The 24,355-nt window shown below is 29.6% G+C and carries 15 protein-coding genes and 3 CRISPR repeat arrays; all 15 genes read right to left on the bottom strand.

Translation table 11 applies throughout. The features are described from left to right. Positions 1–8: 8 nt before the first annotated feature. The 15 genes from csm4 to pdxA all read right to left on the bottom strand — a co-directional run bounded on the left by csm4 (position 9) and on the right by pdxA (position 24,351). Positions 9–998 (bottom strand): type III-A CRISPR-associated RAMP protein Csm4, encoded by a 990-nt coding sequence (gene csm4, locus BET03_RS09560; RefSeq protein ID WP_120169740.1) that lies wholly within the window; start codon positions 996–998, stop codon positions 9–11. A 10-nt stretch (positions 999–1,008) separates the two neighbouring features. Next, the gene (gene csm3, locus BET03_RS09555) at positions 1,009–1,722 is read right to left on the bottom strand and encodes a type III-A CRISPR-associated RAMP protein Csm3 (RefSeq protein WP_120169738.1); all 714 of its coding nucleotides are present in this window, start codon (positions 1,720–1,722) and stop codon (positions 1,009–1,011) included. Positions 1,723–1,742: 20 nt separating this feature from the next. Further along, a complete protein-coding gene (csm2, locus tag BET03_RS09550) occupies positions 1,743–2,192 on the bottom strand; it encodes a type III-A CRISPR-associated protein Csm2 (protein WP_120169736.1) in 450 nt (149 codons plus the stop codon). A 2-nt stretch (positions 2,193–2,194) separates the two neighbouring features. Further along, the gene (gene cas10, locus BET03_RS09545) at positions 2,195–4,552 is read right to left on the bottom strand and encodes a type III-A CRISPR-associated protein Cas10/Csm1 (protein WP_120169734.1); all 2,358 of its coding nucleotides are present in this window, start codon (positions 4,550–4,552) and stop codon (positions 2,195–2,197) included. 215 nt (positions 4,553–4,767) lie between these two features. Continuing rightward, positions 4,768–7,355: direct repeats of the CRISPR family, unit length 30 nt; unit sequence GTTTCAATTCCTTATAGGTAGTCTAGTAAC. A gap of 338 nt (positions 7,356–7,693) precedes the next feature. Next, a complete protein-coding gene (locus BET03_RS09540) occupies positions 7,694–9,043 on the bottom strand; it encodes a hypothetical protein (RefSeq protein ID WP_120169732.1) in 1,350 nt (449 codons plus the stop codon). A 166-nt stretch (positions 9,044–9,209) separates the two neighbouring features. Next, positions 9,210–9,401 (bottom strand): hypothetical protein, encoded by a 192-nt coding sequence (locus BET03_RS09535; RefSeq protein ID WP_120169730.1) that lies wholly within the window; start codon positions 9,399–9,401, stop codon positions 9,210–9,212. A gap of 62 nt (positions 9,402–9,463) precedes the next feature. Beyond that, positions 9,464–12,863: a CRISPR direct-repeat array (repeat unit 30 nt; unit sequence GTTTCAATTCCTCATAGGTACTCTAGTAAC). A 207-nt stretch (positions 12,864–13,070) separates the two neighbouring features. Beyond that, entirely contained in the window at positions 13,071–13,334 is a 264-nt protein-coding gene (gene cas2, locus BET03_RS09530) for a CRISPR-associated endonuclease Cas2 (RefSeq protein ID WP_120169728.1), read from the bottom strand. A 12-nt stretch (positions 13,335–13,346) separates the two neighbouring features. Then, entirely contained in the window at positions 13,347–14,339 is a 993-nt protein-coding gene (gene cas1b, locus BET03_RS09525; protein WP_120169726.1) for a type I-B CRISPR-associated endonuclease Cas1b, read from the bottom strand. Between the two features lie 12 nt (positions 14,340–14,351). Next, on the bottom strand, positions 14,352–14,852 hold the full coding sequence (gene cas4 / locus BET03_RS09520) for a CRISPR-associated protein Cas4 (RefSeq protein WP_207666060.1): 501 nt from the start codon (positions 14,850–14,852) through the stop codon (positions 14,352–14,354). A 22-nt stretch (positions 14,853–14,874) separates the two neighbouring features. Further along, on the bottom strand, positions 14,875–17,175 hold the full coding sequence (gene cas3 / locus BET03_RS09515) for a CRISPR-associated helicase Cas3' (protein WP_120169724.1): 2,301 nt from the start codon (positions 17,173–17,175) through the stop codon (positions 14,875–14,877). Positions 17,176–17,186: 11 nt separating this feature from the next. Further along, the gene (gene cas5b / locus BET03_RS09510) at positions 17,187–17,936 is read right to left on the bottom strand and encodes a type I-B CRISPR-associated protein Cas5b (protein ID WP_120169722.1); all 750 of its coding nucleotides are present in this window, start codon (positions 17,934–17,936) and stop codon (positions 17,187–17,189) included. A gap of 5 nt (positions 17,937–17,941) precedes the next feature. After that, positions 17,942–18,835, bottom strand: coding sequence for a type I-B CRISPR-associated protein Cas7/Csh2 (gene cas7b / locus BET03_RS09505; protein ID WP_120169720.1), 894 nt, complete (start codon positions 18,833–18,835; stop codon positions 17,942–17,944). Beyond that, positions 18,828–20,729, bottom strand: a complete 1,902-nt coding sequence (locus BET03_RS09500; protein ID WP_120169718.1) for a TIGR02556 family CRISPR-associated protein — start codon at positions 20,727–20,729, stop codon at positions 18,828–18,830. Before BET03_RS09500 ends, cas7b begins: the two co-directional genes overlap by 8 nt. Continuing rightward, positions 20,729–21,484, bottom strand: coding sequence for a CRISPR-associated endoribonuclease Cas6 (cas6, locus tag BET03_RS09495; protein WP_120169716.1), 756 nt, complete (start codon positions 21,482–21,484; stop codon positions 20,729–20,731). The genes BET03_RS09500 and cas6 overlap by 1 nt, the downstream gene beginning before the upstream one ends. Positions 21,485–21,647: 163 nt before the next feature. Next, positions 21,648–23,152: direct repeats of the CRISPR family, unit length 30 nt; unit sequence GTTTCAATTCCTTATAGGTACTCTAGTAAC. Between the two features lie 197 nt (positions 23,153–23,349). After that, complete coding sequence (gene pdxA, locus BET03_RS09490; RefSeq protein WP_120169714.1) at positions 23,350–24,351, bottom strand: 4-hydroxythreonine-4-phosphate dehydrogenase PdxA; 1,002 nt, start codon at positions 24,349–24,351, stop codon at positions 23,350–23,352. Between the last annotated feature and the right edge of the window lie 4 nt (positions 24,352–24,355).

Below are 24,355 nucleotides of genomic sequence, written 5' to 3'. Positions count from 1 at the left end.
CACCTGCCTTATAAAAAGAATCCTAATCCATTATGTCTAATTTTTTTGCCATTTAATATTTTAACTATGGGAAGTTGACCATATATTTCTTTATTAGCTTTAAGCATAATTTTAGAACCTTCTGTTAAATATCCTACTTCATTTTTAAAAATATCTTGTCCCATAAATTTAAACCTAGATTCTACCTTATAACTACCAAACTCAATTTTAAAATAACTATTATCCCAATCTATTTCATCATAATAGGGTATATATTTAGAAAATAATATGCTCTCATATATGTTTTTTTCATATGTAAATTTATTTCCTAACTCTACTTTGTAACTATTAGCACCAATACTTTTGTCTGATCCTATCCCTGAATCTGATAGATATCTAAATATTGGTTCAAAAAATTCTATGTTGTTAGTTTTTATGAAAAAGTATAGCTCTGCATTTTTGTCTAGAAAAGTTCTATTGTAATAATACAAATTTCCTTCTTCAGTAGAACCAGATTTTCTATTTATTTTATTTCTCTTACCCTTATCAACTTTATATGAAACTTTACTAACCTTTTCATCAGAAAAAGCCAAAATGTTCTCTATAAGTTTGTACTTTCCTTTTCCGTCACCTAGTAATATACTCTGATACATATCTTTTTTATTAAAGCTACCTTTCATGTAACATCTAAACACTTCTAATGTCATATACTTGGCCTTCTTTAATAATTTTGCCCTTTTTATAATTTTACTTTTATCACCTTTTATACTATCTAACAAATTATTAGTTTCTTCCACTGTTGTCCATACTTCCATAGGAATACTTATAAGTCCCCGTGGAAATACAGAAGAAACTACAAATCGATTTTCATGTTCATAAAAATTCTCCAGAATGTCTTCCAATACATCTTCCCCATACATATCCCTTATAGCCCAACATATACTACCAAACAATGTTTGAGAATCAGGAAATCTTGTAATACTGCCATAGGGGTTTAATTTTACCATATATGTATTCATTGTATCCCCCCTATTCTACTGTTATTTCATTCAAGTTGATGTCCCTTGTTTCTTCTTCTTTTCTACCAAAATAATATTCTCTATCTCTTATAATTTCTTTAATCTTTATAAACTTAACTTCACCTGAGCCTCTTGAACCACTTCCACCTAAATAATTATCTTCTAATAATTTCATAGCTACATACAATTTATTTAGTAGCTTTTCATCTTCTTCTTTGTAAACTGTAAAAATAATCTCCCCTTCAAATTCAGCTCCCTTAGGCACTCTCTCAAAAAACCTAGGATTAGCCCTTGATGTTAATCTATTTATGCTGTTTTCTGCTTTAATTTCAGTAAAAATATTATTTCCCAATTCTTCTTGTAGTTTCTTCTTACTTTCATCTGTTAAAAAGGCATCTCTTACAATTACCCTGGTTACTTTAACATTTTCATCTGTGTTTTTATCACTTGATGGTGCTAAACCAAAAATTTTACACACATCATAGTTACTATCATTTAAAACCTTTCCCTCATTTTTTATAACAGCTTCTGGATATTCAAACCATTCTAAAAGACTTCTCATCTTTCCTTTAAGGGACGAGCCAGGAATATAAGGTTCACCTGTTAAGGGATTTTTTATAACTGGATTATCAATTCCTCCTATATCAAAGGAATTATTACTAGCGCCTATTCTTATACCGGTTTCACATAATAATCTATATTTAATTATATATTTTTTTAACATTTCTCATATCCTCCTCTACATTATTTTGATTTAACAACACTTGAATATGCTACTACAGCTGTAAAGAATTTTACAAAAGCTATAAAATCCTCTGGTTCTTTTATTTTATTAAGATTAATACATTCTTTCATCAAATCATAAAAATTCTTACTAACTACTCTTCTTCCTAACGCATAAGCAACTTGTGGCATTATTAATAAGATATCATTTTTACATTTATCTAAATCTTTCTCTCTTTTTAATTTTTCTTCTATAGATTTAAGTTCACCAAATATTTTTCTAATTTGATTGGTATTCATCGCATTACTACCTATTAAAGTATTTGCTGTCTTAAAGGCCCAACCATCTGGAAGGGCATATTTTTCAGGAACAAAAACCTCTTTTAGGGATTTTGCTTTTTGTATCTCTTTTATTAATTGACTTAGAGGATTTCTATAATTTTTATTTCTACCCCTATTATACCTAGACATATCTACGCCTCCTTAGTTTTTCTAGTTTTCATAAGAGTAATTATAAGTGGAACCTTAATGAAGTCTAATTCTGAGTCTTCAATATCTGAAGTAATTAGCTTTTTAAATAGATAATTCTTTATGTCTTTATCGGTTATATTCCTTGACAGTGAGTACGCTATTCTCGGAATTATATCTAAATCAGGTCTATTTTCCTTATTAAAATTTTTACTTGCTATCATTATGTTATAGACAAGCCCTCTTGAAATATGTTTATTCTCAAGCCATTTCTTATAATTTTCTGCCTCTTTTATCGATTTTTCCAGACTATTATCTCCATACCAATTTAGTATCTCTCCAAAAACACAAACAGAATTTTTTCCTTCTGAACTTTTTGCTAGCTCTAAATAGTTTTCTGCATCTTCTGAAGTTATTCTTATCGGAGTTTTTGAATCACATATATATATTCCAGCAGATAGAGTAATGTTAGGGTTTTTGCAAACAAATTGTTCTAATTTCCTGTTTATTTCTAAAGCTAATTTTAATGTCCAATCCCATGGTCCAATTAAAAGCAAATCATCGCCACCTGAATAGTTTATGTAGAAAATGTTATCAAGGTCTATTCTTTTTTCTTTTAATTGAGTCTTATATTTTTCGAATAATTCTTGGCAAATCTTGTTTATATAACCTGAGAAAAATAAGTCTATCATTCTACTTAAAGTTGAAATTCTAGATATGCTCCTATTTTCACCCGATAGTCCCCTTGAAAAAATAGTTCCCAAGTTATCTATATCCATCTTTAATACTCCAATTTTACTGTCACCTTCAGATAACTCAGCTATAGTATTAAATGATGCCACTTTACTTTCATCAAGTGGTACTATATTACCTATAAATTTTATTCTTCCTATATTTCCTGTATTATTAATATTTTCTATTAAATATCCTTGAACCTCTTTAGGTAATTCTCTAAAAAAATGAACTTTACCTAGTTTTCCAAATTCAACACATATATCAGATTTGGTAATTTGGTCTTGAAAATCATAAACTACATATTTAATTCTATCTTTTACTAGGTTACCACCTAGTTCTATATGAGTATCACACTCTTTACATATATCTGTTCCATACTTAACTTCATTTACATGACAATATTTACATAAGTTTTTCATCTTCTTTGTTTTTATAAAGAAATTATCTTTTTCAAAGTTTATTATATTAATAAATTTTTTATTTTTAGCATTATTCATTTTGTCTGTAAGTTTGATTATACAATCAGCATAATTTTTTAGTTCTTTTTCTCCTATTTCAATATATGCTAGTACTAAACCTATTTTTGTTTTATATTTATCGTACAGATAAAATTGTATTTCTTTTTCTATCTCTTCAATTTTTTCTTTTACTTTTTGGGTATTGGGCAGTAGTAACTGAAATTTTCCTCCACCACAGTATAAAACATTTGATATTGTTAAATTTAATTTCTTAACTATATATTTACTTATGAAATCTATTAGAACATTTACATAAGCTGATCTTCCCCTTAAGCTTTTAGCAATATTCTTTTTAGTTTCCTCACCTTCAACTATTCTATAAATAAAATTTTGTATCCCAGATACATCACCTTCTAGAAGTATAAATTCATTGTCTACTTTCTCTTTTGACTTATGTACTTCATATAAACAAGTAGCTATAGCTGCTGTAGTTTTTAAATGGTCAAACAAGCTAATATCAGGATAATTTATTGTTGAGGAAGGTATAAATGTTGTATATTTTTCAAGTATTCCATGTATAGTATTGTATATTTCTTCAACTGAGTTACTAAAATCTATTTCTTGAAATTCTTCATATATCTTATTAAGTATATTTCTATATTCATTCACAGATTCATTTGTATCTCTCTTTTTATATTGTTCTTTTTGGGGAAATATTTTTTCAGAGACCTCCAAAGGAAATAAATCATAAAAATAATTTGAAGATTTATAATCTTTTCCTATATTTATATTGCTAAATATAGAGTACAGTCTAGTGTTAATATAATTGTACCTTTTTGATTCTTCATTATTTATGTCCTCATACTCTCGCCTGTCTAAACCAGCAGAAAGTCTATCAGCCCTAGCTACAATTTTTTCTAGTTCTGTTTCTGGGACATGATGTTTAGCTGAAACCTTTAGGTATTCTTCAGCTAAGATATTATTTAAATAATCTTCTATAAACTGTACAGTATACAATGAATGTTTATAACTGTAATAATTATTTGTATATTTGCAAAATACATTTTCCTGTCCCTTTAGACTACTTTTAATTTTTTCTTTTGCTCTTTGCATTATTTTTCCAATATCATGTACTAAAGCAGCAAGGGCGATTTGATAATTTTGAGACATCTGCCCACCTCCTTTTTTTAATTTTAAATAACATTATATAAAATTTTTCATTAATTACTATTATTAATAATTTTCTACATAAAAAAATAAAATCCTTTGTCTAATATGGTTATATTTTGTTGACAAGGATTTTATTGGTAGGTTCTAAATACAGTAAACTACATTTGGATTTTAAATTTTTACTTTTAAATTCACAATTCACAATTAAAAATTGATTTTAAGTTCCTCATAGGTACTTTAGTAACAAGTATCTTGACGTTAGAAAGTACGTAAAATCAAAAGGGTTTCAATTCCTTATAGGTAGTCTAGTAACATAAGGAAAAAAACAAAGAAAAGATTACAAGTATGGTTTCAATTCCTTATAGGTAGTCTAGTAACCTAGCCACTGTGCATGACATGGTACAGTGGGATAAAGTGTTTCAATTCCTTATAGGTAGTCTAGTAACAATCTGGATTAACAGAAAAAAGAGTAGACGAACTAAGTTTCAATTCCTTATAGGTAGTCTAGTAACTCAGTTCCCCTTGATATATGATCCTTTCAATGGGCAAAGTTTCAATTCCTTATAGGTAGTCTAGTAACGCAGCAGATCCATTTTCTTTTGTTAGATTACATTATGAGTTTCAATTCCTTATAGGTAGTCTAGTAACACTTCCTTATCGCTATACATATTCTTGATTTTTCTAGGTTTCAATTCCTTATAGGTAGTCTAGTAACAAATTAGGAGGGATGAATATGAAAAGTTTTAGAATGTTTCAATTCCTTATAGGTAGTCTAGTAACAAAGCTTAAATTTAGCTTTGTTTTTAGCTCTTTTAGGTTTCAATTCCTTATAGGTAGTCTAGTAACGCGAGGAAAAAGAAAAAAGTATTCAATGATGGGAAATAGTTTCAATTCCTTATAGGTAGTCTAGTAACTATTCCACAGGGTATCCCACCTCGTTGGCTATTTTGTGGTTTCAATTCCTTATAGGTAGTCTAGTAACAGCTTGTCCAATATCCTTCTTTTTTAGAAAAATTTTTGTTTCAATTCCTTATAGGTAGTCTAGTAACAAAGAGCATTTCAGGTTGATACAAACAATGTGCAAGGTGTTTCAATTCCTTATAGGTAGTCTAGTAACATTAATCCAGTTGCCAACCTTGACACTTGTTCCTCTGGTTTCAATTCCTTATAGGTAGTCTAGTAACTTAATAGAAGAAAAGAGAGAATGTGAGAAGTGTGGTGAGTTTCAATTCCTTATAGGTAGTCTAGTAACTTAGAAGCCCTTGTGCCTCACTTAACCGAAAGCCAATAGTTTCAATTCCTTATAGGTAGTCTAGTAACACTTTCCCATATATACTCGCACCTTCTGGTACATTTTCGTTTCAATTCCTTATAGGTAGTCTAGTAACCTTTGTTTGTCAAGGTCAATCAGTAATACTTTGTTAGTTTCAATTCCTTATAGGTAGTCTAGTAACCCACTGCCTGCCCCATCGTTTCCAGCAGTCCATATAAGAGTTTCAATTCCTTATAGGTAGTCTAGTAACTCAATTAATTCTTGTATCTCTTCATTACTCCCCCATCGTTTCAATTCCTTATAGGTAGTCTAGTAACCCTATCCTCTCCTTCAAAAGATGTACTTGAGAGGGCGTTTCAATTCCTTATAGGTAGTCTAGTAACTAACGTCGTCAGGGTCAGTCGGTACTCCGTCGAAATCCTGTTTCAATTCCTTATAGGTAGTCTAGTAACTGGGGAGGAGCAGTATCTTATACTTTAGTTTTAGATGGGTTTCAATTCCTTATAGGTAGTCTAGTAACCCTTCCTGAACAAGAAGCCCATTCTACAACCTGCGAAGTTTCAATTCCTTATAGGTAGTCTAGTAACTCAACATTAAAGGTTAAATTTGCATCATCTTTATCTCGTTTCAATTCCTTATAGGTAGTCTAGTAACTATAATGATCTTGAGTTACTTGTGTTCCTTTGTGGTTGTTTCAATTCCTTATAGGTAGTCTAGTAACTAGCACAAGTTTAGGAAGGATTATTCCTTCCTGTTGAGTTTCAATTCCTTATAGGTAGTCTAGTAACTTATTTAAGAGCTTTTAGAAGAATGAATGAGGCTAGAGTTTCAATTCCTTATAGGTAGTCTAGTAACGTAATAAAATTTAGTAGTCATAATGATGTTGAGATAGGTTTCAATTCCTTATAGGTAGTCTAGTAACGTTATTACAAGTTATAGACGATTATGAATTTGATGAAAGTTTCAATTCCTTATAGGTAGTCTAGTAACAATGAATTTGACACCAAAACACGCAAGGGATTTGCTGTTTCAATTCCTTATAGGTAGTCTAGTAACTTAGCCCTCAACAACTAAATGAGTTAGAGGTTGTCTAGTTTCAATTCCTTATAGGTAGTCTAGTAACTATCAAATTCAATCATATTTATTACCCCCCAATGTCAGTTTCAATTCCTTATAGGTAGTCTAGTAACATAGAGGTACAAATAAGCAATACAGCCTTAGATATAGAGTTTCAATTCCTTATAGGTAGTCTAGTAACTCCCTCTTTCCATCCAATACACCCTCTCTCGTATGTAAGTTTCAATTCCTTATAGGTAGTCTAGTAACATGCGATTGTGTTTCTGCTTTGTGGTTGCATGCGACTGGTTTCAATTCCTTATAGGTAGTCTAGTAACCAACCACAAAGCAGAAACACAATCGCATGGAGAAGCTAGTTTCAATTCCTTATAGGTAGTCTAGTAACGCAATTATCAATTCCATAATATAACCTCACTTAATTTTGTTTCAATTCCTTATAGGTAGTCTAGTAACCCATTACATATATTGATTTTATCAGGTTTACTATTTTTTGTCAATTTAGTTTTTACCACTTTTTTCTATAATATTCTTCCATATGAATACCCTTCAATCCCTTCAAAACACTATATTACAGTTACTTTTACCTCCAAAAACAAAAAGTCGTCGATCCCCAGGGGTTTTTGCACTACTGGAGGTCGACGACTATTATTAGCCAATTTTGAACTTTTTGTATCTTCGAAATTTAACATGCCAACTTTTATATGATTAATTGTTTGATTGAATATCTTATGAGACATTTTTGCTAGCAAGTTCAATTGTGTATACTTTACTATTAGATATTAATTATTTTATCAAATTATTTCATTGAAGTTTCTAAACTTTAATTCTTTTTCTATAATATTTTCTACCATTTGCTTATCAACATCAAATGCTAAACAAATATAATTAAGTACTGCTACCTCATAATCAAGCTTTGGTGCACTTACAACTCTAAATCCATGTATTAAACTTAGATTATTTCTTGTATTTTTTAATTCATTGAGTTTATATCTCAACTCATAATCAGGCACTATTTTTAACTTATCCTTTAATAATTCACTTCTGCCTTTAGTATAAATAGTACCAGCTAGTTCTAATACACTTACAAGTCTTAAAATATAACTTTGATAGTCTATGTTTTTATATCTTAATGCACTTATATATCTATCTAAAGCTAGATATAAACATGAATCATCGTCTTTAAATCTGTTATGTAATCTTCTTGTAAGTTGAGTGCTTACATCTATTCCCCTATACCCTTTACTTAATAATTCATCTTCTAAATCTGTTATCTTACTATATGCCTTTTTTAATTTAGATATTCCCTTTATCTCAGCTTTTGTTAAATATTCTTCTCTTATTATACATTCTTCATAATTAAAGTCATTTCTTAATTCGTATAACTTTGAAAAATAGTAGATCTTTTTAATTTCAGCCAATTGTTCATCTAAATCATAAGATTTCATTTTTTTTAATATAGCCTTAAGTCTGTCCCTTATTCTTTTAGAAAATCTTCTTGCTGCCCTGTATTGTCCAGAATCAAATAGCTCTTCAAGTTCTTTTCTCTCAACTGCACTAAATATATCATTAGGGTTTAACAAAATAGTTATAAATTCTGAACCATAAACAGGTATATCATTTTTATATTCTGAAAAATCCATATATAATATATCTATATCATTTTCATCACTATGTAAAGAAGCTCCAAAAAAACCTGCTGCAATAGTTGGTTTCTTACCTCCAGTAATATCTATAGCAATTTTTTTATTTCTGTGCTTTCTTAATACCCTTTCAATCTCATGGTATATTTCTGCTGTGTCAGATGAACTTTCAGTCGTCCTATGTTTTATTTCAAAGTCTAAATTAAATTCTTTTTTGAACTCATCAAAAACCTCTTTAAACTTTGAGCTTGCTTTAGTATAGAAAAAAATTGCTTTTTCTTTAGGATTTGCTACTTTAAGACTGAAAAGTAACGGATAAATTGAAAAACCTACAGTATAGATAGCTATGTCATATTCTTCTTTAAGCACTTCTTGGATTTCTTTCTTATTCTCGAATGTCTTTAGATAGTTCATAAAGTCTTGGTCTCTATTATTAATAAGCTTAATTAACTCTTTAGGTTTATCTCTTAATTTGGCTAATTTTTTTGCATCAAATTCCATCCTGTTATCCCCCTTTTCTATCTAATAATATATTTTTCTGCAAAAAAAATTAAATCCCTTCAAAAACATTTTTGAAGGGATTTAATAAATTTTAATTACCCATAGGTATACTAACAATCCAATCTATTACACCTATTAGTTCTTTATTGTTTATTTTACAAAATATCTAGTCATTAGAAAATTTCTTCTTTTTATGCAACATAGTTGCTTGTACTGCGATTATAAAAATTAATAAATAAAAGGTAAATCCTCTTTCTGAAGTATAAGCATAATCATAAATCATTCCTATAATACCTGCACTATACAAAAATGTGATACTTATTTTTATTAAAATATTTAAGACTCCCTTTAAGTCCATTTTTCCACCTCTGTAACTTAAATCCTTTTCTATTGCCTATTTAATATTTTCAATTTTCAACTTCTTTTGTTCCTCATAGGTACTCTAGTAACAAGGGAGGTAAATAAGATGAAAATAAAGACAAGAAAGTTTCAATTCCTCATAGGTACTCTAGTAACGTTTTTCTGTTTTCCAGTGAACGTTTGTTCATCATTTGTTTCAATTCCTCATAGGTACTCTAGTAACCATTTACGGCGCTATTATCGGTCTGAAATAGACCTTGTTTCAATTCCTCATAGGTACTCTAGTAACTGTAAAAAATTTCCATACACGTACAGAGGTTACGGTCGCGTTTCAATTCCTCATAGGTACTCTAGTAACTTCCTCAGCCGTCCACGTCTTAGAAAAAGTCTCCAATGGTTTCAATTCCTCATAGGTACTCTAGTAACTTTTACATAAGTCTTTTTCACTATATTTCCATGTGCAAGTTTCAATTCCTCATAGGTACTCTAGTAACACACTAGATAAACTATATAAAGATTCAAAACAAATAGGTTTCAATTCCTCATAGGTACTCTAGTAACAAGCTACTAAGCAATAGTAAAAGGAGGTGTAAACATTTGTTTCAATTCCTCATAGGTACTCTAGTAACTACACTGTGACGCTGTGACGCTGTGACACTGTGATTTGTTTCAATTCCTCATAGGTACTCTAGTAACAAAAAAACACTTGACAGTCACAGCAAAATTTGATACAAGTTTCAATTCCTCATAGGTACTCTAGTAACATAGAAGGATGGCAGAAAACAAGGGAAAAAGTAGTTAGTTTCAATTCCTCATAGGTACTCTAGTAACGAGATGAACAAGGTAGAATTGTAGGTTGTAGAGCATGTTTCAATTCCTCATAGGTACTCTAGTAACCACCTCCTTTTACTATTGCTTAGTAGCTTGTAAAACGTTTCAATTCCTCATAGGTACTCTAGTAACTTAATCTATTCGGCGGGTGTCCTCTTAGTATATTTTGTTTCAATTCCTCATAGGTACTCTAGTAACCATTTACGGCGCTATTATCGGTCTGAAATAGACCTTGTTTCAATTCCTCATAGGTACTCTAGTAACTGTAAAAAATCTCCATACACGTACAGAGGTTACGGTCGCGTTTCAATTCCTCATAGGTACTCTAGTAACTTCCTCAGCCGTCCACGTCTTAGAAAAAGTCTCCAATGGTTTCAATTCCTCATAGGTACTCTAGTAACTTTTACATAAGTCTTTTTCACTATATTTCCATGTGCAAGTTTCAATTCCTCATAGGTACTCTAGTAACCATATGCAACATCATACCTCCAACCATTTTCATCACGAGTTTCAATTCCTCATAGGTACTCTAGTAACGTACCTTATTTATACATTTATGTATATTTTTTATACAGTTTCAATTCCTCATAGGTACTCTAGTAACCAAGGAGCATTTCAGGTTGTTACAAATTATGGGAAAAGGTTTCAATTCCTCATAGGTACTCTAGTAACGTAAATATCCGACTAAGAAAGAATTAAAAGGAAGATGTTTCAATTCCTCATAGGTACTCTAGTAACACTTTTAAATTTGAGTGGCAGTCTGTTTTATATTGTTGTTTCAATTCCTCATAGGTACTCTAGTAACGCTTGGAAACCAAGTGCAATATTTGAGAGAGAAAGGATAGTTTCAATTCCTCATAGGTACTCTAGTAACGTAAATATCCGACTAAGAAAGAATTAAAAGGAAGATGTTTCAATTCCTCATAGGTACTCTAGTAACGCCTAAAATATATCAATATGAAAAACCTCTCACTATCGAGTTTCAATTCCTCATAGGTACTCTAGTAACTTTTGGAGTGGATATGGCAATGAAGAAAATTGTTATGTCCAGTTTCAATTCCTCATAGGTACTCTAGTAACAATAGTAGTGGAATGGCAGAAGGCACAAATGGATTGGGTTTCAATTCCTCATAGGTACTCTAGTAACGTTACAGGATTTTCATGCAGTATCAGCTATACAGTTGCGTTTCAATTCCTCATAGGTACTCTAGTAACTGCTCGGTTCTTTTCCTGTCTTTTTGTTTTTTTCTATGTTTCAATTCCTCATAGGTACTCTAGTAACGAGTTTTAAATGGGTTTACCTTCAATATCTATAGAATTGTTTCAATTCCTCATAGGTACTCTAGTAACTGAACATCCAGATGAAGATATACAAAGAGAGTTATAGTTTCAATTCCTCATAGGTACTCTAGTAACAAAGGAAGTATAGAGTAACAGTAGACGTTGCTAATAACAGTTTCAATTCCTCATAGGTACTCTAGTAACACAGTTACATTGCCTTCAAGTATTGCAGAAGAACAAGTGTTTCAATTCCTCATAGGTACTCTAGTAACTAAGAAAAATAGATAGGGCGTTAGAAACACTTAATTGTTTCAATTCCTCATAGGTACTCTAGTAACAATGAAGAAAAAGCCCAAAAGAAACTTAAAAAATTAGAGTTTCAATTCCTCATAGGTACTCTAGTAACTTAGTTTTAGCAAAATTATACTTGTGTTGTAGTTAGAGTTTCAATTCCTCATAGGTACTCTAGTAACTATGGTAAGGATATGACAACTGAAATTGATAAATTATGGTTTCAATTCCTCATAGGTACTCTAGTAACTTGCAGCAAATACGGGCCAGAAAAACACCAATATAGTTTCAATTCCTCATAGGTACTCTAGTAACTGTGTCGCCTCCTTATTCTATTACTAGTTTCTCGTCAAGTTTCAATTCCTCATAGGTACTCTAGTAACTTGGACAATTAAGATATTTAGGCAAAGATAGAGATGGGTTTCAATTCCTCATAGGTACTCTAGTAACCCGGAATAAACCACTATATATATAATAGAAAACGCTGTTTCAATTCCTCATAGGTACTCTAGTAACTTATAGCTGAAGCATTAACAATTTTTAAATATCAATAGTTTCAATTCCTCATAGGTACTCTAGTAACTTTCTAAGTATTTTAATATATCTTGCTTAGCTTTTTCACGTTTCAATTCCTCATAGGTACTCTAGTAACAGATTTAGAAGATGATGAAGATTATTAGGAAGATTATGTTTCAATTCCTCATAGGTACTCTAGTAACGCAGAAACTAAAACACATATCATAGAATACAATGGAGGTTTCAATTCCTCATAGGTACTCTAGTAACTTGAAGGTCTGCAAATTCATCAATTATGACAATTTGAGTTTCAATTCCTCATAGGTACTCTAGTAACTTTTCATAAAACAAATTGTATCTTTTATCTACTTCTTTGTTTCAATTCCTCATAGGTACTCTAGTAACACATTAGATTATTACTGTATTAGAAAGTTTTTTTATAGTTTCAATTCCTCATAGGTACTCTAGTAACTGGTAATACGCTTTCAAATACAGTAACTCTTGACATAAGGTTTCAATTCCTCATAGGTACTCTAGTAACCCATTACATATATTGATTTTATCAGGTTTACTATTTTTTGTCAATTTGATTTTTACCACTTTTTTCTATTACCTTCTCCCATATAAATACCCTTTAATCCCTTCAAAACACTATATTACATCTACTTTTATCTTCAAAAACAAAAAGTCGTCGATCCCCAGGGGTTTTTGCACTACTGGAGGTCGACGACTTTTTGTTTATTAAAGTTTATAAAATATTTTCTTCCCCACCTTTTTTTATCCCTAATGTCTCTATGTTGTGATATTTCTTAGTTCTAAACTTATATATTATTACTGAATCTTCATTATCATTTATAATACTTTTAAGTTCAGTTTTTAGTTTTATCAGGTTTGCTTCAGTAATGTCTCCTTCTAGAACTGAATTTTGTACCCAATGTAAGTACCTTCTACATGTTTTTAATACTTTATTTACCCTTTTAACACCTACATCATATACCAAAATAACAAACAAAATACCACCTCATTACCATTTGGAAACATAAGGTGTATATTCCTTTTCACCTATCAGATGTTTTTCTAATTTATATAGCTCCATTCTTATAAGTCTTCTGTAGGATACTTTTCTTCCTAACTTTCGGTGCTTTATGGTAGTCTTTAATCTTTTATCAAATTCTTGTATAAATGTTTTCTTTCCCTTTTCATTTAAAAGGATTCCTCCCATATCCTTTTCAAAATCCTTCTTAGTAATCATTTTTTTTGATATAAGTGAAAATATAATCCTATCAACTATAATTGGTTTAAAAATTTCAGCTATATCTAAATTTAGGGTGAAACGTCTAAAATTAGTAGTATGCAAATATCCTATTCTAGGGTCTAAGTGGGTTTTATATATTTCTCCTAATACAAGTACATACAACATTGAATTACCAAAACTTATTAAAGCATTTAATTTATTTTCTGGTGGACGTTTCGTTCTTTGATTAAATTCAAAATTATTATCATCAATTATTTCGTCGAATCCCTTATAATAAACATCTCTTATATTCCCCTCTATCCCCATTAATTCAGATGTGTTTTTACATTCATTAATTTGATTGTAAAGACTTTCTATACTATTATTAATATTTTCAAGCTCTTTACCACGATTTATATAATATTTTATTACATTAAGCATATTTTTACTGCTACCCTTTACTATTTCTCTTGCTATTTTAAGTCTTTTATTTTCATCAATATAATGTTCTGTTTGTTTTAATATCATATAGCCTGAATTTAGATACTCCCTAGGATAATATGATCCTATATAGTACCCATAGTAATTGAAAAAGTGAAGAATTATTTTTTTCTTTGTAAGAAAATCTAAAAGTCTTTTATTTAAGTCAACTTCACCAAATATATAAAAATCGCTTACATCTTCTACAGGTACAAACTTTCTACCTTTTTCAGTTTCAAAATATAAAGTATTATCTTTTCTTTTTAATCGTCCATCATTAAAAATATAAATGGTTTTTTTCACTAAATCACCTCATCAAGACCAACAAAATTCACTATATGCACACTTTTTACAAAAAGGAATTTTTTTAGGTTTCTCAGGATAAGTTCTATATATTATCTTTAAAATATCTTTTTCAATAGCTTTAAGCTCATTTATTAGCTCATCAGTTAAATTTATTTCTTCTCTTTTTCTCTCCTTTGGAAACATCAAAATCCCTGCTCCCTCAACACCTTGTTTTTTAAGCTGCCACAAATAATATGCAAGCTGCATCCTAGAACTTTCCTTAAACCTTGAACTCTTTTTAACTTCTCCTACAACTACTTGTCCATCCCCTTTACTTATTACATCTATTTTTATATTTCCTATTGATACCTCTTTCTTTTTTCTAGAATAAGAATTATCATGTATAAACCTGCCTAAATCCATGTAAGTATTTTCTTGATCAGCTACTATTCCATGTGCCATAAGCCATACTTCCCTTTTGCATATATGGTAGTACCAAATAAGAGTACCATTAACCCTTATATCTTCCACAAAACTCCTCCTAATTTAAAAGTTAAAATATTATTGTTTCGTCTATTTTATCTCTGTTGAATCCTATATCATCCCTATATACCCTTTGTTTATCTTCAATAGGCATCCTTAAAAAAGTTTTCTCATCTATAAATTCTTTACAGAATTTAACAGGCAAGGATATAATATAATCTCTAAGTTTAGGTTTCAGCCTTAATATTGCTTTATTCCTTTTTTTATAATCAGTTTCACCAATAACTTCGTCTTTATATTTTTGAAACAATTTTTTTGCAAAATCATCTATTTCAAAGTACACATCCACATAATCTGGTCTATTTTTTATTAAAGAAAAACTCTTTATATCTCCAAACTTAATGTTTTCTATCCATTTAATTAATTTATCAGATTCATCTGTTGAATTTACCTTTTCAATAGCTTTTCTAAAATATGTTTGAATTAAAGTTAAAAACTCCGACTCTTCAAACTCTCCCTTTTTTAAAATTTCATTCGTTAAGATTAAAAGTATAGAACCATATATGTATTTGCCAGTTAACATATCATCTTTAACTAATTTTATTACCTTAACTTCTCCCTTTTTTTCTGCATTTCTATTACATCTTCCAGCTGCCTGTATTATGCTATCTAATGGAGCTAAATCCCTATATACCACATCAAAATCTAAATCAACACCTGCCTCTACAACCTGTGTTGATACAACTATTGGCTTTGAATCCATTATATCCTTTATTTTTTCTATACGTTTCCTTCTCATTTTTGGAATTATATTTGTTGATAAATATATTACTTCCCTATCTAAATCCTTTAATCTTTCATATACTTCTATGGATTGTCCTATAGTGTTGCATATTATCAAATATGATTTATCTTCAATAGTACTTCTAAAATCATTACAAAACTCGTCTATAGTTTTCTCTTTATCATCAAAATATAGTTTTACTCTGTTTAATTTCTTGAAATAATCCTTGTAGTTATCTAGCAATTCCTTGCTATCCTTTAATATTATGGGTTTAGTAGCTGTCATGGTAATTATTCTACAGTCTAATTCTTCACAACACTTTTTTAATACATAATCTATTAGTTTCCAATATCTAATGTCTATTGTCTGAAGCTCATCTAATAGTATTACAGCACCCCTAAGGTTATGGTATTTCTTTAACATTTTGTTCCTATATCCAATCAAGGTTTCAAATAATTGTACAAAAGTAGTTACAATTATTGAACTTTTCCAACCTTCTAGAAGCAAATTTGAAGCATCAATATTATAATCTTTCTCTTCAGTTCTATAATCTATATCTGATAAGTGATGGTGTTTTAATATATATTGACTGGGGTTATTTTTAAAATCTTCATTATCTTCATGTAAATTTGTTATAACAGAATAGTTTTGGTCAATTATTGAAGTAAATGGAAGGGCATAGATTATTTTACGATTTCCTCCTAAAAGTTCTCTAAGTTTTTTGGCTGCATAAAATCCAGCTAAAGTTTTTCCTGAACCTGTAGGAGCAGTAATGGAAAAGTATTTATTATCCTCATAACTAGATACAAGGTTTTTTTGTATCCTGTTGAAAATATCTGTCCTCATTTCATCTAGCTTTCCATAGGTTTTCTTTTTAAACATTCTTTTATATTTTTCAAGTAAACTAGAATATGTAAGTTCCTTTGTTTCTGGTAACGGTGTTTGGGACGCACTAAGTTTGTCTGCATCTATAAGACAAGAATATAATAATTGATGTGTTGAATATAATTTATCTTTATTTATTTTGTTTCTTTCTATTAATTTAGCAATTTTTAATAAACTCCTTAATATTTCTTCATAAGGTCTATTTTTAATAAACTCTTTAAAATACTCATGTATACCTAGTTCTTCTAATTCTGAATAAATAATCTGAAAGTTTTCATTCATGTTATCCAATTGTTTATCTACAGCATCAAGTTTAATTTTTAATTCTACCTTTAATGATTGTCTGTTAAACCTTAATCTATTTGGTAAATCAGCATATATATCATCTAAGTTACCGTGATGATGGAGTATTACACTATATAAGATAAGGGGAAGATAATTATCCTCCCCAAATACTTTTAATCCCACAAATCCCCCAAAAAGTGCTGAAATAAATCCATGGTTTGATAAATCACCACTGTAATTTTCAAATAAGTGTTCTTGAAAATATGTAGTATATTTTCCAAAATCATGACACTTACATATAATGCTTAAAGATGTTTTTATTCTTTGTTCATTATCTTTTAAAAATTTACTAGCATAATCTTCTACTTCCTTTAGGTGTCTTATCAATTTTTTATTTGGATGGGATTTAAATTCCATATTAAACACCTCTACATAAAAACTATATTTTCACTTTCTCCATTATAATTAAGGTTTATATAATTTTCTTTTAAGATAACTGGTAATGGATTAGTATTTTCGTCATATACATAGGATTCTACAGATTTTATTTCTCTATCTCCTGTAAATTCTGAAGGCATTTTTTCTTTCATTAATAATACTTGTGTAGTATTTATTTTACTTAATTTTATACCCCTTTCGATAATAGAATTAAATGGAACTACTGTAGCAATATAAATTTCAGAATCTGTTTGTTTTTCATCTCCCTTAACTCTGTCTATATATTTAAAACTACAAGAAAAGGAAGCTGTACCTAGATAGGGAGAGTAATAATATCTCTTCTCTTTTATTCTTTTTTCTAATTGGTCTAAAAAAGTTTTATCATGATGAGAAACATAAAACCTATAGCTTACACATCCCTTTTCACCTAATATAATTTCAAAAGGTATTTGTGTATGTTCTTCAGGTATTTGAAAATGCTTGTTTGATGTGATTTTCATGTAGTTAACTGTCTGCATAATTTTTCTAGTTTTTTTATTTTTTCTTACTGCTATTTCTAGATTTGCTTTACTAAAATCATCATAGTAAGTATCCCTTTCAATTCCCATAATAGCTGCTATTATACCAGATATTACTGTTCTTGGAGGAACACTATATGATAGTGAAGATGAATTTGTATAAAACTTTCTAAAATGGGCTGCATATCCTTCTACATCAAATATTAGAATATCCTTTTTCATGTTTATCACCTAACTTCCACAAGGTTAAAACTATTAAATATATCTTTAAATTCTTTTTCTTCCCCTTCTTGATATATTTCTAAATTAGGATCTGCAAAATAATATATAGACTCTATTCTATCTTTATTATCTTCAAGATGTTTTACTAATTTAGTAACATCAATTTTTATCTCTGAAATATCCCTAGGGCTTTCATTTTTCTCAATTAATTCAATTGTACTTCTCATATCTCCCAATATTGTTTCATTATCCTTATACTCTACTCTCATATATAATCTTGGATATTGTCCAACCTTACTTCTAGTGGATAGTAAAGGTATAGATTTAACCATGGCTTTATCTAATTTATTAACATCATCTTCAGTCAATAGTGTATGTTTTGCCCTATTTCCGCTAATAACTCCTGAAAAAGCTATAAAAGAATATTTCACTCTATAATCTCTACCCATGGCCCCTTGCTGGTTTTTACTATCTGTAGAAAAATGTGAAGTAATTGCAGCTTCAATAAGCTCAACCTTATTTAAAGAGTACCCCCAATTAAATTGAACTGGTCCTGTAAATGTCTTAGTATCCCTTTCTATTGGCATTGTTGCACCAAATAATCTTACATCTATAAGCTCCTTTAATATTTCTTCCTTTGTCAATTTTTTCTTACCTAAATCCTTCTTTAGCTTATCTATTATTTTTTCAGGTTTTACAGATTTATCCTCAAGCTTTGTTACAAATATCCTTTCTCCTTGCATTTCTAAGTAATCTCTTATATATCTTTTAAGTCTTAAATCTGAAACTAAATTTATGTCCCTTTCATAATCCATCCTTGGTCTATTTTCCTCATCAGGGTCCCCATTTGGATTAGTCATTTTGGCATCATACAAAAATAGTATTTCACTATTATTCATCTTTGCTTCCCCCTTCTCTTAACATTGTTTTTGAAGTAACATAAGAATATCCTGAAAGTATATAATACAAATTGTCATGCTTGTTTAAACTCCAATTTTTTATATTCTTATCAAATAACTGTTTATGGGCTGCATATAGTTTTTCGTTATATTTTAATATTTTATTTTGTCTTAATTTACTTACTATTTCAGAGGATAATCTCTTTGTTTTAGATATATCCATACCATTAAAATTTAGTTTATTAAGAATTGGTTTCTTACCACTTCTATCAGTATATTGCTTATTACCTACCTTACCTACCAAACAACCTAATAAAAACATAGCAGCTTCTTCTTCGTTATATCTCATTTCTTCTATGTAATTTTTCATATCATCTTCAATGTTTAACTTATCTGTATCCATCACTCTCCCCCTTTCTAAACATCCTATATTTTCTAAGAATTTAAAAAACATGTTTGACTGTATCATTGCATTATGTAGTTTAGCTTTTTTTACATTATATTGTCTTTGATTTTCAAAGTAATGAATTCTCATTAATTTAATTTGAGATTTAAGAAGCATATCTTTTTTAATTGGAAGCTTTTTAAATATTGCTTCATAAATAGTTAAAAGCTTCCTATATTCTTTTATCTCACCCTGTTTAATTTTTACTGGTATTAGATAATAAACACTCTCTAAACCAAAAGGAATAGATAGTTTGTTTGATATTAATTTTTTAAAGTCATTTCTAACTATATGAGAATTATTAATAATTGTACTAAATCTAGATGGATGTACATCTTTTATTAGTTTTTGTACTTTAACAGCCTGTTGTGAACTTTTATAAAATAAAATATTTAAAAGATAATAGTTTTCTTTACCACTTAAATCAATAGTATCCCATATTTCCCCTTCTAGTTCTACTATTCCCTCTACTTTTTTTGAAGTAGTAAAGGTATCCATAATTCTTTCTGAAATTAGTTCCATATCATTTCTTGTTAAACTAGAATCATATAAGAAATGGGGAATTAAATATATCTGCAGGCCACCTATATTAGTTTTTAGCTTATCCATTATAAATTGTTCTCCAGCTATCAACTGTAACATACATTCTTTACATAAGAGCATATTTTTTGAATAGTTTTTCTTTGAAAACCCTGATGGAAAGTTAAGATTAGTAGTGGTATAAAATTTAAGTTGTAATTTACTGGTATCAGAACTTAATCCTTCTTTACTGCTACATATAGAGCAAACCCCTTTTTCTCCCTGTTCAAACGCCTTAAGTTTCTCTTTTTTTACCCTTTTTCTATATTCCTTATTATCACTTATAGGTACATTATCTATTGATAAGAAATAAAGAGCTACTTCTTTTGGCTTAATTCCTAGTTCTTTCTTGATATAATCATTTATCTCTTTTTCTACCTTTTTTATAGCCTTTTTTACATCTCCATCACATTCTTTTAGAATTTCTTCATTAGACTTTAAATCAGTAGATAGTTTACTTAAATCGATTACATATCTATATCTTTTTTTTCTTTTATCTAGTTCTCCCATATCGTAGAAAAAATTATCAAAGATACTTTTTAAATCGTTACTTAAACCCTCTATTTCCATATTTACTAAGTTAGGTATTACTTGGGATATTAAATAAGTAGGTTTATTTCCTGTTGTGTACCACTGAGGAGAACTAGGCCCATCTGCTGTGCCTATCCAAAGGAGATTTTGAGGTGATTTTGTATTTGCTTCTTCACGTAGTTTTATTTCAATTTTCTGACTTTTTGTGTCAAAATTTATCTGTATTATATATTTGGGATTACCCTTTTTATCTTTTATATCAATTTTTTCGACAATGTTATTTAAAAAATTTTCTTTATCATATACTGCTTTTCCTATTTGTAAAATACCTTCTTGCATCAACTTCCCTCCCTTCTATTTTTAATTTTAAAACACCCAAAACCTTGGGCATTTTTGCTACCTAGTCCTGTATCGTATGCAAGTTTTATTAACTCTGGATCACCCTTTAATATGTATTCACCTAGCCAACCTTTTATGATAAAACCTCTGTATTTAGCTGATATAAGCTTCATTTTATTCTCATCTACAGGTTTTATTAAAAACTCTCCTTCTGGTGCTTCCCCTCCATATATAGATTTATATTTCTTCTTAAGATTTTTATAAATTAAATCAGAAAAGATATCATCACCTGGTTTATGATAAATAGTTTTTTTCTTTCTGTGTATTTCAACGGTACTATAGGTTGTCATAGGTGAAAGCATACTAATATGTACTTCATCTGATTGATTATTATAATCATGAACTTCCATCTTATCAAAATTGATGGGTGTATTTCTTAGTCTAAGATCTTCCTTTTTCATTAGAGTAGTAACAAAGTCATTAACAAAATCATCTAAAATTGAAGAAACGACAAGTTTTATTGGTGAAAAGAAAGTAATGGTAGATTCCTTTTTATTCATTTTAAATTTTCCCATTATTCTGGAGAATGTAAATAATTTGAAATTTCTCTTTTCATATTTGTATCCTTTATCATGGAGAAATTTACGAAATGCAGCATCAGAAATGTTATTGTAAATAAATCCTTGTACTATGTGATTATAATGGATTGGTAAAATTAATTTATCCTTAAATGTAAAATCAACTTCTAATCTCATATTTCCCCTCCAAGCTTTTGCTGATATTACTATATTTTCTATTTATATCCTTAAAATTCCTCTTTTTAAGACAAAAAAAGTTGAGGAAGTTGTAATTCCTCAACAGTAAAAACTTCGATATGTATTTTCAATTTAAAATTTACAATTCACAACTTAAAATTGATTTTACGTTCCTTATAGGTACTCTAGTAACGCTAAAGACAGGACAAATACCTTATTTAGATGAACAGTTTCAATTCCTCATAGGTAGTCTAGTAACTACAGCTTCTCAAGCAGTTCAGACAACAGCTCTAGTAGTTTCAATTCCTTATAGGTAGTCTAGTAACATTACTGGTTTTTAGTTTTTCTTTTGACTTTTCTATAGTTTCAATTCCTTATAGGTAGTCTAGTAACTGTCGATTACTAACCAGTCGCCCATGTAAACGAAATCGTTTCAATTCCTTATAGGTACTCTAGTAACGCTGTTCTACTAAAAGAATTTATTGATTTACATTTTCGTTTCAATTCCTTATAGGTACTCTAGTAACTTACAAAACATTATTAATTCTAAAAAGGGCAGGGGCAAGTTTCAATTCCTTATAGGTACTCTAGTAACTGTTTAAATTGTGAGAAAATGAAAGAGGTTGCAAGAGTTTCAATTCCTTATAGGTACTCTAGTAACCCTACCTTATCTCCTTCTTTCATTACTGGTATTACATGTTTCAATTCCTTATAGGTACTCTAGTAACGGTACTGAAATATTACCGATTAAAGAAATAGAATGTATGTTTCAATTCCTTATAGGTACTCTAGTAACATAAATACATATTTGTAGCATCTCTATTATCTACATCAGTTTCAATTCCTTATAGGTACTCTAGTAACGAACAGAAAAAAGAATTACAACAGCAAGTAGAGTGTTTCAATTCCTTATAGGTACTCTAGTAACCTTAATTCCCATAGTATTTTGTCTGAAAAATCTTTGTGTTTCAATTCCTTATAGGTACTCTAGTAACTTTTTCTTGTTTAATGGTTATATCACTTCCGGGTACTGGTTTCAATTCCTTATAGGTACTCTAGTAACAGTTACTTATTAGTGTTTTAGCAGAACAAGTATCATAGTTTCAATTCCTTATAGGTACTCTAGTAACTTCTATTTCTGGCATTTTTTCAATTAGTCTATTGATGGTTTCAATTCCTTATAGGTACTCTAGTAACCATGGTAGTAAAACATCAAGTAGTACAGAATTTTTAAAGTTTCAATTCCTTATAGGTACTCTAGTAACCAGGAAAAATACTTACTTCTTTAATTAAAATAGTGGGGTTTCAATTCCTTATAGGTACTCTAGTAACAGTTTTGAGTATATTAAGGGAGCAAACAACTTACCAGGTTTCAATTCCTTATAGGTACTCTAGTAACAGTTAGATTCAAAACTTGAAGAAAACGAATTTAAAGGTTTCAATTCCTTATAGGTACTCTAGTAACCTTGATGAACTACTTGAAAGGGTGGTACGGATAGAAACGTTTCAATTCCTTATAGGTACTCTAGTAACGTGATAGGATATTATTTTGGTAACAAAGCAACTAAAGAGTTTCAATTCCTTATAGGTACTCTAGTAACTTCTCTCTTTCTTACTTAAATACTGATTTTAATACCTGTTTCAATTCCTTATAGGTACTCTAGTAACCCATTACATATATTGATTTTATCAGGTTTACTATTTTTTGTCAATTTGGTTTTTACCACTTTTTTCTATAACTTTCTTCCTTATAAATACCCTTTAATCCCTTCAAAACACTATATTACAGCTATTTTTACCTTCAAAAACAAAGAGTCGTCGATCTCCAGGGGCTTTTGCACTACTGGAGGTCGACGACTGTTAATTTACTTACATGAAGAAGCTAATTTATAGGCTAAATTAATAGCTTGCACCATACTAAATTCATTAGCTGTTCCCTTCCAAGCTTTCCCAAATGCTGTTCCATGGTCTACTGAAGTGCGTATAATTGGAAGACCTGCCGTTATATTAACTCCTGTATTAAATCCTAATAATTTGAGTGGTATATGTCCTTGATCATGATACATTGCAACAACAATATCATACTCACCATTTTTAGCTTTCACAAATATAGTATCAGGAGAAACTGGACCATCTACATTAATTCCATCTTCCCTAGCCATATCTATAGCAGGTATTATTTCTCTCTTTTCTTCATTTCCAAACAGACCATTTTCTCCTGCATGGGGATTAATACCTGCTACTCCTATTCTAGGGTTTTTATATCCTAACCTTTCCATTGTATTGTGAGCAACTTTTATAACCTTTACAATTCTATCCTTGTTTAACGTATAAATTGCTTCTCTTAAAGAAATATGTGTTGAAACATGTATAACCTTTAATTTTTTATCGTATAAAAGCATTGCATAGTCTTTAGTATTCGTCAATGTAGCAAGGATTTCTGTATGACCAGGGTATTTATGACCTGCCTTATGCATAGCTTCTTTGTTAAGAGGTGCTGTTGCAATAGCATCTATTTTATTATTTGTTGCCAGTTCCACTGCTTTAACTACATATTCATAAGCTGCATTCCCTGCCATACTTTGAACTTTGCCTGGGACTAATTCTTTAATTTCGACATTATTTAGATGTAATACATTTACAGTATTCTTCTTGAATTTTGCTTTAGAAATATTATTAATTTTATTGACATCAATACCTTTAATTCCTATTTTATTTTTTACTTTTTCCATTACATCTACATTACCTATTATAACTAAATTATAAGTTTTTAAATATTTATTCTTGTAGCTCTTTAATATAATTTCAGGTCCTATACCAGCTGGATCCCCCATTGTTACACCTATAATAGAATTATCAGCAGACATTTTA

Source organism: Thermohalobacter berrensis (genome assembly GCF_003609645.1).
GTDB classification, from domain to species: Bacteria; Bacillota; Clostridia; order Tissierellales; family Thermohalobacteraceae; genus Thermohalobacter; species Thermohalobacter berrensis.
The sequence above is the reverse complement of the archived record's forward strand: the minus strand, read 5'-3'. Positions and strand labels throughout refer to the sequence as shown.

What these genes read in the sequence shown, in the direction of transcription:
- csm4 (WP_120169740.1), bottom strand. Translation starts at nt 998, where the DNA reads ATGAATACATATATGGTAAAATTAAACCCCTATGGCAGTATTACAAGA.
- csm3 (WP_120169738.1), bottom strand. Translation starts at nt 1,722, where the DNA reads ATGTTAAAAAAATATATAATTAAATATAGATTATTATGTGAAACCGGT.
- csm2 (WP_120169736.1), bottom strand. Translation starts at nt 2,192, where the DNA reads ATGTCTAGGTATAATAGGGGTAGAAATAAAAATTATAGAAATCCTCTA.
- cas10 (WP_120169734.1), bottom strand. Translation starts at nt 4,552, where the DNA reads ATGTCTCAAAATTATCAAATCGCCCTTGCTGCTTTAGTACATGATATT.
- BET03_RS09540 (WP_120169732.1), bottom strand. Translation starts at nt 9,043, where the DNA reads ATGGAATTTGATGCAAAAAAATTAGCCAAATTAAGAGATAAACCTAAA.
- BET03_RS09535 (WP_120169730.1), bottom strand. Translation starts at nt 9,401, where the DNA reads ATGGACTTAAAGGGAGTCTTAAATATTTTAATAAAAATAAGTATCACA.
- cas3 (WP_120169724.1), bottom strand. Translation starts at nt 17,175, where the DNA reads ATGGAATTTAAATCCCATCCAAATAAAAAATTGATAAGACACCTAAAG.
- cas5b (WP_120169722.1), bottom strand. Translation starts at nt 17,936, where the DNA reads ATGAAAAAGGATATTCTAATATTTGATGTAGAAGGATATGCAGCCCAT.
- cas7b (WP_120169720.1), bottom strand. Translation starts at nt 18,835, where the DNA reads ATGAATAATAGTGAAATACTATTTTTGTATGATGCCAAAATGACTAAT.
- BET03_RS09500 (WP_120169718.1), bottom strand. Translation starts at nt 20,729, where the DNA reads ATGCAAGAAGGTATTTTACAAATAGGAAAAGCAGTATATGATAAAGAA.
- cas6 (WP_120169716.1), bottom strand. Translation starts at nt 21,484, where the DNA reads ATGAGATTAGAAGTTGATTTTACATTTAAGGATAAATTAATTTTACCA.
- pdxA (WP_120169714.1), bottom strand. Translation starts at nt 24,351, where the DNA reads ATGTCTGCTGATAATTCTATTATAGGTGTAACAATGGGGGATCCAGCT.